This is a genomic window from Streptomyces capoamus (assembly GCF_014654935.1).
Classification (GTDB): domain Bacteria; phylum Actinomycetota; class Actinomycetes; order Streptomycetales; family Streptomycetaceae; genus Streptomyces; species Streptomyces capoamus.
Genome location: NZ_BNBF01000034.1, coordinates 1 through 13521, shown reverse-complemented (window position 1 = coordinate 13521; position 13521 = coordinate 1). Strand labels below are relative to the sequence as shown.

Here is a 13521-nt window from a genome sequence, read left to right as displayed (position 1 = left end):
AGCTCGCCGGACTGATCTTTGACGACTACGACGCCCAGTGGCGCCGCTGGCGCGAGGCGTCCGAGGAAGTACAGGCGGCCGTCACCGCGCACGCCGCAGTGGCCAACGTCAGCCGGTACGAGCTGGAGCAGCCAGTGAAGAGGCCGTCCGGCACGCTCAGGGCGACCCGGCCGCCGAATAGCCGGCTACCGGCCTACGGCTGGTCGGGCCAGGTAGCCGGCAGCTGAGCGGTCTCCTCGTCGGTGGGGGTGAGGCGGGCGCCAGGCATGCTCCCGTACTCGCCGACCCAGCGGCGGAACTCGTCCCGCGCCACCTCCTCGCGGTGCCACCAGCCATGCTGCACCGGCCGGCCGCCGGATTCGAGCAATAGGTGGAAGCGGCCGGAGCGGATCATGCGGGGCGTTCGGTCATGAGGCCCGGTGCAAGGGGGCGACGGTGGCCGGCCCGACGGATGCGGGTCTGAACTTCCTGCGGATGCGGTCCATGGCCTGCTCGGCGACCAGCCGGGACTCCCGTGCGGCGTCGAGGGTGATCTGCTCGGCGACCTGGCCGGCGTCGATGAGGCCGTCGCCCTTGAGCACGATCCCGGTCAGGTGGGCACGTTGCAGGCCGGCGGCGTCCATCAACTGATAGGCGATGGTGCGCACGTCGTCGTGGGCGGAGGGTTCGGGCAGGCGGCGGGTCTTCTCCCAGCTGGTGCCGCCCGCGAAGCGCAGGGTCAGGGTGAGCGCTCGAGCGGCCTGGCCGCGGCGGCACACTGCAGGCCGAGCCGGACGACAAGGTCGAGCAGGGCCAAGCTGCGGGCCACGGAACGGGCGGGTATCGGCGCTGTGACCGGAACCTGCCACTCCCCCATGAGCCTGTTGCCGGGCCGGTTCGACGCCTCGGGCCGTCCGCGCGTGGTCGGCCGCACCACGCCGCCGCCTCGGGCGGTGGCCGCCGAACTGAGCGGCGTCCTGCGGGCCGCAGGACGAGAACACCCCTGGTGTGTACTTCGCGGCCGTCCGCGGCTCCATGCCCGACCTCGTCCAAGCCGTCGGCCGCGCACTAGGGATCCGCCCCGGCGAAGGCCGGCAAGGTCGCCTCCCTCGTCGTACCCGTCCTCCTAGGGCCTGGCGAGAGCGCCGACAACATGCTCACCTCCCGGGCTCACGACGGACTCGTTCAGCCACGTGTTCGCGCGTTTAAAGTGCTAGTACTTCGGCGCGGGACCGGCGTTGACGGTGCGCCGCTGGTACCGCCCAGGGCGTTGGCCGATGCCGTGCCTGAGAAGGAGATGGGCAAGCACGCGGCGGCGACGGTGGCAACGGCCGGGAGAACCCACATGAACCGACGTCGCTTCGTCTCTCCACTCCAGCCTCTGCAACGACCGGCCGGCGGCGTACCAGTCCTCTGACGGATTGAGCAATGATTGTCAGAACGCCAACTCTTGTAAGTGGATCGCAAGTCGACACGTCCTGTCCACGACTCGGACAGGATGGCGCCCCCTCCGTCCCGAGGGTCCGGTCACGCCGAAGCATCTCGGTGCCGGCTGCAGCAAGGTGGGTGGGCAACCAGGTCGGGCGAGAGGCCGTCAACCGGGTTGGTCGTTAGCGCCCACTGAGCTCTTTCAGTGTTGCCGCTCCAGAGTGAGGGCGGCTGCCGCAATTGAGGGCATTCGCTTTTGATTGCATCGGTCTTTCACCGGGGCCGGGCCGAGAGGCACGCGTGCGTCTCCTCCCGGCCCGGCGCAATCGGAACTGCCCGCGCGCGATCAAGAACCCGAACCGATGGCCGGTACTGAGAACCCGCGTCAAACGCAGCACTGTGCAGCCAGGCCGTTGGGCCCACACCCCGACCACGAAGCCGGAGAGAACTCGACGGGCTGGAAGACCAGCACTCAGGACATGCTGCCTCCCTACGATGTCCCCATGATGATCTCTGATCAGGAACAGCCGTTGATACGTGTCCTGCATGACGAGTCCCGACGTGACCTGCGGGATCCGACTCGTCCGCGCCCTGTCCGTCTTTACCTGTGGGAGCCGAACCGCCCACAGGGTGCACCCGCTCCGCTTGTCGTCGTCTCTCACGGCACCGGAGGTTCGGGCAGCAACATGGAGTGGCTGGTACGACCGCTGCACGAGGCGAGTTTCCGTGTTGTTGCCCTTGATCACCACGGCAACAACTACGTCGACGGTTACGAGCCGGAGGGCTTTCTCCATGTATGGGAACGGCCCCGGGACGTCTCCTTCGCCCTCGAAACACTCGGACGGGAACAGCTCCTTGGTCCGGTCGGTGTGGCGGGTTTCTCCCTCGGCGGTTACACGGCGGCGGCCCTTGCCGGGGCCCGTATCGATCCGCAGAACCTGCGGGCTGTACTGACGGGAACGATCCCTCTACCGGTAATTCCCGAGTTCCCCAGCGCGCTAGAGGCGCTGCGGAAGAAGTATCCACTGGACGAGTCGTCACGACATGTGCTGGATGCCGCCGCGGCAGACCTCTCGGATCCCCGAGTGCGAGCGGTCTTCCAGGTAGCCCCCGGAGTAGGCAGTCTCGTGACGCCGGAAAGCCTGGCAACCGTCCGGGTGCCTGTGGGCATCCGCTGGGGTGGAGCAGACACGGTCAACCCGTACGACGTCGACACAAAGCCGTATCTGGAGCACATTCCCACAGCGAGTGGTGGCTCGGCCGGCCCCAATGTGCGCCACGACGACTTCTTCGCCCCGGAACCTGCCGACCCGACTGTCCGCGTTCGGGTCGGCAGGGAGGCAGCCGCCTTCTTCCAACAGCACCTTGGCTGATATCTCGGTGGTCACGGCGTCGGCATAGAGCGCTGAGGGCTACCAGCGTTGAGTGACTTCCGCCGCGGATCCCGAGCAGGGGGTCGCGGGATCAGCTCGGTCAGGTGCTCGCCGAGTCTGGCAGCTGCCTTCCGCCAATGCCTCGATGGTTCGCCACAGATGTATCGACAGCGCTGTACGGTGGGGCGTCATGACGAAGTGGCAGCCGCTGAGCGCCGTGTCGAAAACGGCGTTGGCCGTGGCCCAGGTCCGCGCTGGCGAGAGCGCAGCCGGCAACGCCTTGTTCAATGACCCGTATGCTGCCGCCTTTCTGGCCGCGTCGGGAGAGCCGACGCGACCGCACAGCCCCGGTCCGCTGGCGAAGGCCCTGAAGGCCCAGACGGTGATCCGGACCCGTTTCTACGACGACCAGCTTTTGCATTCCGGCTGCAACCAGGTGGTCCTGCTCGCAGCCGGGCTGGACACCCGCGCCTACCGTCTCCCCTGGCCTCGTGGGATCCGCTTGTACGAGCTCGACCTACCGCCGGTTCTCGAGTTCAAGCACCGTGTGCTGGCGGCAGAGTCCGCCGTAGCGCGCTGCGACAGAACGGCCCTTCCCGTGGACCTGCTGCATACCGCCTGGGCCGATCGGCTGATCGACGCGGGGTTCGACCCGGCGCAGCCAACCGCCTGGGGTGTCGAAGGCCTGCTCGTCTATCTCACCGCAGAGGAGGCGGCCGGGCTGCTCACCACGGTGGGTGAACTGTCCGCCCCTGTCAGCCGGCTCGTCCTGGAGCGGGGACGCAGCGGGCAGACCGTTCTCGACGATCCGTCGGTCGCGCACATCACCTCGCTGTGGAAGGGCGGCCTGGGTTCGAGGACCGCCGACTGGCTGAGCGACCACGGCTGGCATACCCGGATCCATCCACTGGATGCCGTCGCCGACCACTACGGCCGGCCAACAGCCAATCCGTCCGCCACTGGCTTCATCACGGCCGTACGCGGCACGAGCCAAGCGTTGTCGTAGCTCACCGAGAGCCTCTTCCGGCCGGCCTGTTCCAGCCGGCTCACCGTGGTCTTGGTCCGTCGGTCAACGGCGAGCCCTCCCTGCTGTGTATGAGCCCCAGCCCCCGGCCTGCGCACAGCGGAGCCGGCAGACCGCGGCCGCCGCCGAACCTGTGCTCATCCAGGCAAGCCTCGCCTCCGCGATGGCTCCCACCCGGCGGCACTCCGTCCGGGTTGAGCGTGTCGCCGGCAGCGACCCCTGTCCTACGGGAGCCAGGGACGAGGACGGAAGACCAGCTGACGATTGCTCCCCGGTGCGGCGCGCTCCACCCGTCGTCGGGGCCGGTCAGGCGCAGCCGCGCCGCCAGTTCCAGCCGATGAAGGTGTGACGCAGGTTCACCTCGAAGTGGCAGAAGGCGGTACCGTCGGCCTTCAGGTCGACGTACGAGTGGTGGGTGTTGGCGTACCAGGCCCCGGTCGCGTCGAAGATTCCGCGGTACGTGAACTCCGCGTGGGCCTCGCTGCGGGAGACGGGGCAGCCGGTGGCGCAGTCGACGCCTTCGGTGGCCGACTTCCGCGACCAACCCGCGTCCCACGGCTCACGGTTCCACTGCTGGGTGGCGTCGGCGTCCGCGCTCACGACGCGACCGCCTTCGGTGGCCCAGTGCGACGTCAGGTACAGGGCGGTCATGCGGATGTTGCAGCAGTCGTACATCTCGTTCCAGCTGGAGATCCGATGCCGGCCGCCCTCGGTGTCTGCGGTCCCGGCCCCTGCCGCGGTTCCGTCGGCCCGGCCGAGCGGCGTCAGCCGCACCTCACCGAGCCGTGGCCTGCAGTCCGCGCCGATCGAGACCTCCTGCTGTACGGCCATACCCACGGGCGGTGCGGGCAGTGAGCCCGTCAACCGCAGATCGCCACAGGAGCGGTCGGCCCGTGCCCCCTCGCCGGCCGCGGACGCCGGAACGGCCGCGAAGGAGAGCAGAACGGCGACGAGCGCTGAGCGACAAGCGATTCGGATATGCACGTCTCGTTTCCTTCTTCAGCTGCTGACTCAGTCCGATGCCCACGAGCGGCATCTTGTGAGGGCTCGCGCGCAGTACGTCCGTGATCTGCCCGGCAGACCGAGGAAGTACAAGGGTCCGTCTCTCCCATCGAGACGGAGTTCATACCTCACCAGCAACTACGCGACCGCGCACGTCCCTTGGAACAAAGCTTCTGAGCCAATCCGCTACATTCTCGGCGCGCCGCAGTCCTGGGGAGTTACACAATGGGCGCCGCCAGCGCGCTTCGACCCGGTCTGACAGAACACAGGGGCCCCGGCTAAGGAGGCTGGTGAAGAGGCGACTGGTGTGGGGCCGCTGCGGTGGCCGCCGTAGCCATCGCGGCGCGGGCAGCGGCCGGCCGGATCGAACGTAGGCCGGATCGAGTCTCTTACGAACGCCTCCGCCGCGAGCCCGGGGGCGAGAAGGTGTTGCTCTCTTGCCCCGACGGGACGGTGCTGCGCAGCCTCCCTGTGCGCGACCCAGGCGGTGCCGCGGTCAATCGTTCCCGAGTGGGACAGTGGCACCGCCAAACCCTTCACGCCCGTCGCTCCGGGTGCATCGGGACACGAGAGCCCTACCCGGGAGACACCCGTGCACGGTCTTCCCCCGCTCAGACCCCCATCCGACACAGCTCAGACCCCCATCCGACACATGGGAGAAGCAGCTGGCCACCAGCACCGGGTCAGTCGAAGACGTGATAGACGTGATCGTGACGGCGAAGAGGGCCGACCTGGTGCAGCGCCGGAGAGGCGTCAGACCAGGGCGGCCGGGACGGCGTCGTCGGCCGTCCAGTCCCCGTCGAACGGGGCGGCGACCAGGGGCAGAGCCGCATCGACGGTGATCCGCCGGGCTGCGAAGCGCTGCTCGCACAGCGGCAGCTCGGGCTGAGTACGAACTTCACGCTCTCGGCCTCCAGGCAGCGCGCCAACAGGTGCGCCACGTCCTCCGCTGCTGCCGTGTTCCGCGACCCGGTCGCGCCGTCGGTGCCCATGCGCCGACCGTAGGCGCGTTCGGCTTCGTCGCGCCGTTCAGCAGCGTCCGGTACGTGGATACGGACGAACTGACGGCGCCCTCGAAGCACCGCGTGACCCATTCGGAGGCTCTGCGGTAGCGCCTGATGAAGCAGCCCCACACGCTGGAGCGGTCGTGAACGCCTCGCCGCACGACGCCCGGCAACAAGGTACTGGGAGGATGCGTGACCGCTACGTCGCCCACCGCTGACGCACCGCCGGCCCGGTACGACGACCTGCATGCCCTGGTGATCAACTGCACCCTGAAGCGCTCGCCGGAAAGGAGCAACACCCAGGGACTGATCGACCGCAGCACCGCGATCATGGAGGCGCAGGGCGTGCAGGTCGATATCGTACGGGCGGTGGACCACGACATCGCCACCGGCGTGTGGCCCGACATGCGGGAACACGGCTGGGAGACGGACGCCTGGCCGGAGCTGTACCGGAAGGTCATGGCGGCGGACATCCTCGTACTGGCCGGACCGATCTGGCTCGGCGACAACAGCTCCGTGACGAAGCAGGTCATCGAGCGCCTCTACGCCTGCTCCAGCCTGCTCAACGAAGCCGGCCAGTACGCCTATTACGGCCGCGTCGGCGGGTGCCTGATCACCGGCAACGAGGACGGCGTCAAGCACTGCGCCATGAACGTCCTCTACAGCCTCCAGCACCTGGGCTACACCATCCCGCCCCAAGCCGACGCCGGCTGGATCGGTGAGGCAGGCCCCGGCCCCTCCTACCTCGACCCCGGCTCGGGCGGCCCGGAGAACGACTTCACCAACCGCAACACCACCTTCATGACCTGGAACCTGCTCCACCTGGCCCGGGCGCTCAAGGACCTGGGCGGCATCCCTGCCTACGGCAACCAGCGCACCGCATGGGACGCCGGCTGCCGCCACGACTACGAGAACCCCGAGCACCGGTAGATACCGACGGTCAGTGGCGGACAGCCGTCGGTTTCAGCTTCACACCGTGGGCAGGGCGCCGTTGACAGGTCAGTGAACGTGAGTGGTTGAGGCGTGCAGGCCGGCGGGTCGGCCGCGATGGCGTCGGCGTCCGCCCGTACTCGTACCCCGACGGCGGGGGTCAGCCGGATACCATCAGCCCTGGGCCGGTCCGCCGAAATTCCGGCGCAGTCCGATTTGCGGGCCCTGGGCGTCGGTGACCGGCCTGGTCTTCCTGATCGGTGTTCCGCTGCGGCGCAGGTCCGGCTCACTCGTAGCGTGCGCGGTCAGTCGCCGTCCACGATGGCCGGACCACCGTCCATGAGGTGGCGCTGTGCCACGCCGTGAGCGGACCGCAGCGATGCGGTTGTTGACCTCGGCCTTACTCAACTCCAGCGACTGCACGAGCGTCGGCCGGCCGCTGCCCGCGTCGGCCAGCGCCCTGCCCAGGGTGAACGCGCTCTGGCCCATGGCGGGCTTCGCCACCGCATCGAGGTCCCGCAGGCCGGCCTTCGATCGGTTAGGGGCGCGCGTCCTTGAGCTGCGTCTGCGTGAGCCGGACTGGTTGCCCGCCCGGGGTGTACAGGCGCTTGATGAAGATCTGGAACCCGAGTTCCCTGATCCTGACTTCAGCCTCATTGGTGTTGTGCGGTTCGACGCCAAGGGCGGCGCGCACCAACGGGATCACCGGGATGAGACGGCCACCGATGTCGGCGACGACCCAGACGTCATTGGGGGCGTACGCGGTGTAGTCGGGTTCCGTGCGGGAAGCCTCCATGACGGCGGCGCGCGTCAGGGTGGCGGTCCCGCCCGTCTTCGTCCTGACGGTGGTGGTACTGGCTGCCGCATTCATGGATCGTGCCTTTCGGGTTGACAGTCGCTGTATGCGAGCGGCCCGCGCTTGCGATCCGGCTGCGAACCGGCACCGGTCAGGCGCACTCGCAGAGCGCCGGGCCCGGCACGCAGGGAACATTATGACCGGGCCGCTGAGGGCAGGGCGCGGCGGAACTGCACAAGGGCCTCTGCCTGCGGACACCGAATGGTCCCGTATAACGGTGACGCGTGTCCTGCCGGGGTCACGGTGCGGCGGCCGGCCTGGCAGATCCCGGTCTGCGGAGCGGCGTGAGACCTGGCTCCCGTCCGCCCAAGCTGGTGAGCACCCATGCCCGTACTACTTCGAACGCACGTCTCGCGTACCGACTGCTGGCCTCCACGCGGCAGGTGCGTGCGCCATGCTGGCAGGCCCGCCGTTCGGGCCTAGCCGACGGGTGGAGCGCGCTCATCCCTGGCAACGGTAGAACGCTCACGCACCACGACGCCGCCGCGTGAACTGCGGTGAGGCCGGGCCTGCGGCGAGCCGCGCACACCGGGCGGCCCCGGGGGCGTACGGGCGCGGCCGCCGCCAGGGTGGCTTGGCTCCAGCCCGTCTTACTGTGCAGCTATCTGCTCAAGGTTGTCCTGGAGGAGGCGGACGGCCTCCTCCGCCTCCCTGTAATCCTCAGCACTCGCCAGGACAGTGCCGAACGTGCCACCACTCTCAGCCGTCAGGGCACGCCAGCGCAGGACCGGTTCGAGCGCGCTGATGGCGCCGGAGAGGAACCAGGCCATGCGGCCGTGTGTGCGAGCAAGAGAGATCGCCAGGACGGCGAGCGTTTCCCGCAGGTGCTCCAGCCGGTCGATCTGCGGCAATGCCTCCTGGACGTCCGACGGCCCGACAACCTTCCGCAGGCCAGCCTCGGTCTCAAGAGCAAGAGCCCTGTCGCCCGGCGCCAGCTCCCACAACCGGTCATGGATCTGCTGCTCGGCTTCCTCGGCCAGCATCGCGACGATTCTCCGCATGTCCATGTAGCTCACTCTAGGCTGGCTCCCACGGGTGCTGCCGCGCGGCGGCAGCGGATCGACAGCGGGCGCAGCAGACACTGGCCGACTCTCCACGCCGACGACTGCCAGGGCGATCACGACTGCAGGGACGGTCAGAACACCATCACTTGAGATGCGCGGGCGGAGTTGTGCCGGCCCGCCGCCGGTAGAGCCCCGCACTCTCCATCACGCCGGGGACGGGGTGACGTCAGTCGATCTGCAGGCAGGTGTGGGCGCGCGTGTAGCGCTTGGCCATCCATCCCGTGGTGCCGGCGGGCAGTCCTGACGTCGTGCGGGTGCCGGAGTCGCTGCCGCCGCCGCTGCCGCTGCCGCTGCTGTCGCTGTCGCTGTCGCTGTCGCTGGCTAGCCTCACCTGCCACCAGCTGCCACGGGCCTCCTGGTGTCCCCAAGGTGGAGCGTCGCGGGAAGCGGGCTGGGTCAGGCGGCGGCGCAGGTCGGGATCGGTGAGGGTGGGCACACGATCCGGTGGTCCACGGCCCGGCCGTACGCCACAGGGTGACTCGCCGGTGCCGGTCGCCACGTTGAGTACCGCGACGACCCCACCTGAGTACGCGCACCGATGCCCGGGCGCCGCCCGCAGCGCTTGACTGCTCCCATGACGACAGAACACATCGCAGCAACGGCCGGCGGCACGCAGTACTCGGCAGAGCGGGACCGCCTGGCCTGGGTGGCGCCGCTCGTCGCGACGGTCCTGCTCGCACTGCTCGGCCCGTTCGCGGTCGCCCTCGGCGGCCTGTCCGTGATGGCCACGGACAGCTGCGGCCCCGATGACTGCTCACAGGCGCTGACCACCTCGCTGACCTGGATCTACGGAATCCTCTTCTACGGTGGCTGCTTCAGTTTCGCTGCGCTGGTCACCGCGTGGGCGTTGCCGTGGAAGCGCCGCTGGCGCGCGCTCCGCGTCTGGTCGGCCGTGGCCGTCCTCGTGGCGCCGCTGGCCGTGCTGTACCTGGTCTTCACACTGCCCGCGCCCTGACGCGATCAGCCCCCGGTCAGAATCTCGTCCGCGTCACGATCCGGTACGGCTCGGCGAACTTCACGTACGGGCGGTACCACCTTCTGGACGTCGTTCGCGCCCTCGCCGCGATCCGCGACGCCGTCACCCCAGTGCCGACGTCTCGAAAGGCCAGACTTCGACCACGTCGCCGCGGCGGCACTCAACTACACCCGGCCCCTACCGCGGCGAGGTGAGCAACCATGCGCCGTCGGGGAGCCAGCCGAACCCGAAACTGTGCCGACCTGAGGCCGGCAGCAGCCGTTTCGGGCCCGACCGTCGTGTCCCAGTGCCGGCCGCACCATCGCCCGTTCTCGTCCCAATCGCCGCGGTCACCGGGCGGACCGCGACCTGAGTCGAGCCGGGTCGGCAACCCTCCACACACCTGTCGGGGGCGCGCTGACGGAGGTCCACCGAGGCTTCAAAACAGGGGCGTGAATCACACCGCCACACGCCCCCTGCAACCCGCCGCTGGGGCCAAAACAAATCCATGCACTGGAGTCAAAACAAGTGCGTACAGACAAAGGCCGGCAGCGCGGGCTGTTTCTCCAACAGCGTTCACCAGGTGGGAGGTGGTGATGCAGGTGTTGTCGAACGCAGGACTGGCGATGGCCCCGACACCGCCGGCGTTGGCGGGCGCGGCAGACAACAGACCAGAGCCGGCGGCCACACCAGCCAGAGCCGCAAAGCGTGCAACGGTTTGAATGTGCGTGCGCCATGAACGAAACGGAAAATCTCGCAGTTACGCGGTGAACGTGACACAAGGCCAATCTGCGGATACGGGGACGGACACCGCCGGTCCGGCCCCGCCTCGGAATCAGTCGAGCTGTGCGCAGACGCTCGCCCGTAGCGCTCGCTTGACCACCCATCCTCCCATAGTGCCCTCGCACATCCCTGACGACTTGCGAGTGCCGGAGGCGCTGCCGGAGTCGTAGACCAGGCGGACCCGGTACCAGCGGCCCCGGGTCTGAGAGGCATAGACCGCGTCGCCCCGGTGGAGCAGGCCGAGGGCGGTGTAGCGGGTGCCGGGTCCGGTCCGCAGCCGCACGGCATCCCTCGGTTCGTCGTCACCCGGGGCGGCGAGTACTGCTTCCTGCCCGGCCTGACCGCCTGCGCCGGCTCGGCGATCTCGAGGACTGACCGACAGCGATGGGCCGCCCGCATGCAGGTCAGACGAAGCGGCGGGTCCTGGGGTCTACCTTCCCGAGGGTGCACATCCAGAACATCATGTCGATCGCACCGAAGCAGAGCCGCAGAGACAGCCGGACGAGGGAGATGGCAAAGCCCATCATCGAGTCCCTTTCGAGCGCGTGGAACGTAAGAACATCCGGCCAGATGGCGCTGGCCGGGAGGTTCGTGCCCCTACGGGCCTACCGGTAGAAGACGGCTACGCCCTACACCAAGGCCATCGCGCAGCTCATCGAGGCGAAGCGGGAGGCCAAGCCGCTGCCCGAGACGCTGGAGCCGGAGCAGCCGGCGCCGGTGCTGGACCTGATGGCCGCGCTGCAGGAATTGGTGTCGAAGGTGAAGGCCCCCCGGGCAGAGCACGCCGGCCCGGCGCAGGTGCACGAGCTGCCGCAGCCGAAAAAGGCCGCCGCGAGGAAGCAGCCGGCCAAGAAGACAGCAGCGAAGAAGACGGCCACGAAGAAGGCAGAGGGCCGCCGGCCCCGCAGCGCCTAGTCAGGGCCTTGTGCACTGACCCGGGTGTGGTCAGTCCAGGGCCCCGCCCCAGCGGCTCGGGGGATCGCGCTGGGGTGGGGTGCCTTCAGTACACCGCGGGCAGTAGGTCACCGCCAGCGCAGTCGGGGCACGGCACCGGAGTCTGCTTGCGGCCCGCCCAGCAACCGTCGAACCACAGGAAGTACGGGCACGTGGGGTCCGACGGAGGGAGAAGACGTCCTCTTGGCCGTGACCCGCGTCGGGGGGTCTCACCCTCATGGGGTCGGCAGCTCGGCTGTCTGCGGAACTGGGTGCGCCGGGTCAGCCGAGGAACGCCAGCAGTTCTCGGGTCAGTTCCTCGGGTCGCTCCTGGGACAGGTAGTGGCCGGCCCCCTTCATCTCCACGTAGCGCACATCGGTGGCCTTGCCCTCCAGCAGTGCGGGCACGAAACCGAAGTTCATCCCGCCCAGGCCGAGAACCGGCATGCGCAGGGGGTCGTAGGCGCGGGCGTCTTCGATGTCCTGGCCGAAGGTCTGGTACCAGGCGTTGGAGGCCCGCACGGCGCCGGGCTGCTCGTGGGCGGCTGCGTAAATGTTGCGGCTGGCTTCGTCGATGGCGTCCGGGTCAGTGGATTCGATACCGATGAGGTAGTCGATCAGAAGCCGGTAACGGCCGGCCAGCAGCTTCTCGGGGAGATCGTCGACCTGGTTGAAGGCAAACCACCACAGGTGCGGTTGGCCGGGCTGCGGCAGCATGCGCAGCTCGTTGAACACATCGCCGGGATGTCCCACCTCCCACAGGGCGAGCTTGCGGGTGGCGTCAGGGTGATTGGCGGCGAAGGCGTAGGCGTAGGCGACCATGGCGCCGATGTCCTCACCCGCGACGTGGACCCGCTCATGGCCGAGGTGGCGGACGAGTTCGTAGACGTCGCGGGCCATAGTCTTCTTGTCGTAGCCGGCCTCGGGCTTGTCCGAGCTGCCCATACCGCGGTAGTCGACGGCGATCACCTCGTACCGCTCGGCCAGCGCGGGCATGATCTTGTGGAACTGCCACCAGGTCTGGGGCCAGCCCGGCAGCAGCACGAGCGGCTCACCGCTCCCACCGGTGACGTAGTGCAGGTGGGTGCCGTTGACGTCGGCGTAGTGGTGCTCGAAGTCTTCCAGGGTGGGCTCGGTGGAGGCGGGAGTGGTCATGGTGCGTGTCCTTGCATGCGCGCGGCCAGGTGCCGTGGCTGGAGTGAGTCAGATGTGTGGGGGCCGCTCCATTAGGGGTACGGCCGTGAAGGACGAGGGGGGACTGATGTTTTCTATAGACCGACCCGACCGACGCCGCCGCGCCCTGGTCCACCTCACCGACAAGGTCCGCACCATCCGCAGCGACGTTCAGGCCCTGCGCTCCGGCATCGACACGCAAGCCCTCGCCGGCTTCACCAGCGATGAACACGACCAGCTCGCCGGCCTCCTCAGCCGCCTCGTCAACAACCTCCACTCCCTCATCGGCGACTGAACCCGACACCCCACCAGAGGCCGATCCGCCCGTGCACATCTGTTCCGAAAACACCCGCGGCGGTCCACGTCTCTCGCCGTGGCACCTTCACCGCCCCGATGCTGCGTACGCACTCCGTACGCTCACATGACGCAATCGGTTCGCGGCGAGTGCGGCACCCGTGACGTCGCGGCCCCGACGATGAGGTACCGGGGTCTCGGCCCGCGCTTGTCCTCAGGCTTCCCAGTGGTGCCTATGCAGGTAGTCCTCCAGCGACAGCATCTGTGGACGGAGTGCGCAGCCGGGCCACGTCGGCCTCATAACCGGCGGTCTCGAACCAGCGGTTCATCACGTACATCTCCTCCCCCTGCTGATCGCGGAAGTCGTCCCAGGAAATGCGCTGCACCTCTACCGGCCGATGCAGCACCCGGGTAAAGACCTCGGCGGATCGCGTCATCGACAGCTCGTCCCCCGCGAGGTCCACGGACCGTCCCACCCACTGGTCGGGCCGGCTCAGGGCCAGCAGGGTGAACGCGCCGATGTCCTCGACGCTGACCTGCTGCAATGGCCGGTCGGGCGACAGGGGCGTCACCAGGGATCCATCCACGATCATGTGCCGGGCTCCCTCCCAATTCTCCATCAGGAACACCGGCCGCAGCACGGTGGAGGGAAGGTCACTCTGTTCGAGGTGCTGTTCGATCTCGTACTTGCTGTCGAAGTGGGGAATGCCGGTGTTCCTGTGG

Annotated in this window: 15 protein-coding genes; 7 read left to right on the top strand and 8 right to left on the bottom strand. The window is 68.5% G+C overall.

The features are described from left to right. The coding region (locus IE312_RS43145) for a hypothetical protein (RefSeq protein WP_229900778.1) at nt 1-227 on the top strand (227 nt) is incomplete at its 5' end. Nucleotides 228-407: 180 nt separating this feature from the next. On the opposite strand, the gene IE312_RS34330 is transcribed toward IE312_RS43145, so the two are convergent. Then, nucleotides 408-758, bottom strand: coding sequence for a DinB/UmuC family translesion DNA polymerase (locus IE312_RS34330; RefSeq protein ID WP_306419852.1), 351 nt, complete (start codon nt 756-758; stop codon nt 408-410). 1179 nt (nt 759-1937) lie between these two features. Here IE312_RS34330 and IE312_RS34325 point away from each other — a divergent pair. Both IE312_RS34325 and IE312_RS34320 read left to right on the top strand, forming a co-directional pair. Then, nucleotides 1938-2780: an alpha/beta hydrolase family protein gene (locus IE312_RS34325; protein WP_268254391.1), complete on the top strand. Its 843-nt coding sequence runs from the start codon at nt 1938-1940 to the stop codon at nt 2778-2780. Between the two features lie 190 nt (nt 2781-2970). Then, nucleotides 2971-3786 (top strand): SAM-dependent methyltransferase, encoded by an 816-nt coding sequence (locus IE312_RS34320; protein ID WP_189986137.1) that lies wholly within the window; start codon nt 2971-2973, stop codon nt 3784-3786. A 324-nt stretch (nt 3787-4110) separates the two neighbouring features. Here the strand turns inward: IE312_RS34320 and IE312_RS34315 are convergent, their stop codons facing one another. After that, on the bottom strand, nt 4111-4635 hold the full coding sequence (locus IE312_RS34315) for a hypothetical protein (protein WP_229900776.1): 525 nt from the start codon (nt 4633-4635) through the stop codon (nt 4111-4113). Between the two features lie 1367 nt (nt 4636-6002). Here IE312_RS34315 and IE312_RS34310 point away from each other — a divergent pair. After that, on the top strand, nt 6003-6740 hold the full coding sequence (locus IE312_RS34310; protein ID WP_189986135.1) for a flavodoxin family protein: 738 nt from the start codon (nt 6003-6005) through the stop codon (nt 6738-6740). 538 nt (nt 6741-7278) lie between these two features. Here IE312_RS34310 and IE312_RS34305 read toward each other — a convergent pair. The 3 genes from IE312_RS34305 to IE312_RS34295 form a co-directional block, all read right to left on the bottom strand. Continuing rightward, entirely contained in the window at nt 7279-7611 is a 333-nt protein-coding gene (locus IE312_RS34305; protein ID WP_189986134.1) for a hypothetical protein, read from the bottom strand. Nucleotides 7612-8186: 575 nt separating this feature from the next. Next, nucleotides 8187-8603, bottom strand: coding sequence for a hypothetical protein (locus IE312_RS34300; RefSeq protein WP_229900775.1), 417 nt, complete (start codon nt 8601-8603; stop codon nt 8187-8189). Nucleotides 8604-8826: 223 nt separating this feature from the next. Then, nucleotides 8827-8991 (bottom strand): hypothetical protein, encoded by a 165-nt coding sequence (locus tag IE312_RS34295; RefSeq protein WP_189986132.1) that lies wholly within the window; start codon nt 8989-8991, stop codon nt 8827-8829. A 243-nt stretch (nt 8992-9234) separates the two neighbouring features. Between IE312_RS34295 and IE312_RS34290 the strand changes: the two genes are divergently transcribed. Then, nucleotides 9235-9615 (top strand): hypothetical protein, encoded by a 381-nt coding sequence (locus IE312_RS34290; protein ID WP_189986131.1) that lies wholly within the window; start codon nt 9235-9237, stop codon nt 9613-9615. Nucleotides 9616-10450: 835 nt separating this feature from the next. Here the strand turns inward: IE312_RS34290 and IE312_RS34285 are convergent. Then, nucleotides 10451-10681: an SH3 domain-containing protein gene (locus tag IE312_RS34285; RefSeq protein ID WP_189986130.1), complete on the bottom strand. Its 231-nt coding sequence runs from the start codon at nt 10679-10681 to the stop codon at nt 10451-10453. A 434-nt stretch (nt 10682-11115) separates the two neighbouring features. On the opposite strand from IE312_RS34285, the gene IE312_RS34280 reads away from it, so the two are divergent. Then, nucleotides 11116-11313, top strand: coding sequence for a hypothetical protein (locus tag IE312_RS34280; RefSeq protein ID WP_229900774.1), 198 nt, complete (start codon nt 11116-11118; stop codon nt 11311-11313). Between the two features lie 300 nt (nt 11314-11613). On the opposite strand, the gene IE312_RS34275 is transcribed toward IE312_RS34280, so the two are convergent. After that, nucleotides 11614-12486, bottom strand: coding sequence for an alpha/beta fold hydrolase (locus IE312_RS34275; RefSeq protein ID WP_189986129.1), 873 nt, complete (start codon nt 12484-12486; stop codon nt 11614-11616). A gap of 106 nt (nt 12487-12592) precedes the next feature. Between IE312_RS34275 and IE312_RS34270 the strand changes: the two genes are divergently transcribed. Further along, nucleotides 12593-12799, top strand: coding sequence for a winged helix DNA-binding protein (locus tag IE312_RS34270; RefSeq protein ID WP_189986128.1), 207 nt, complete (start codon nt 12593-12595; stop codon nt 12797-12799). 232 nt (nt 12800-13031) lie between these two features. Here IE312_RS34270 and IE312_RS34265 read toward each other — a convergent pair. Further along, on the bottom strand, nt 13032-13521 hold a 490-nt coding region (locus IE312_RS34265; RefSeq protein WP_189986127.1), incomplete at its 5' end, for an NmrA family NAD(P)-binding protein.

What these genes read in the sequence shown, in the direction of transcription:
- IE312_RS34275 (WP_189986129.1), bottom strand. Translation starts at nt 12,486, where the DNA reads ATGACCACTCCCGCCTCCACCGAGCCCACCCTGGAAGACTTCGAGCAC.
- IE312_RS34320 (WP_189986137.1), top strand. Translation starts at nt 2,971, where the DNA reads ATGACGAAGTGGCAGCCGCTGAGCGCCGTGTCGAAAACGGCGTTGGCC.
- IE312_RS34270 (WP_189986128.1), top strand. Translation starts at nt 12,593, where the DNA reads ATGTTTTCTATAGACCGACCCGACCGACGCCGCCGCGCCCTGGTCCAC.
- IE312_RS34300 (WP_229900775.1), bottom strand. Translation starts at nt 8,603, where the DNA reads ATGGACATGCGGAGAATCGTCGCGATGCTGGCCGAGGAAGCCGAGCAG.
- IE312_RS34290 (WP_189986131.1), top strand. Translation starts at nt 9,235, where the DNA reads ATGACGACAGAACACATCGCAGCAACGGCCGGCGGCACGCAGTACTCG.
- IE312_RS34315 (WP_229900776.1), bottom strand. Translation starts at nt 4,635, where the DNA reads ATGGCCGTACAGCAGGAGGTCTCGATCGGCGCGGACTGCAGGCCACGG.
- IE312_RS34305 (WP_189986134.1), bottom strand. Translation starts at nt 7,611, where the DNA reads ATGAATGCGGCAGCCAGTACCACCACCGTCAGGACGAAGACGGGCGGG.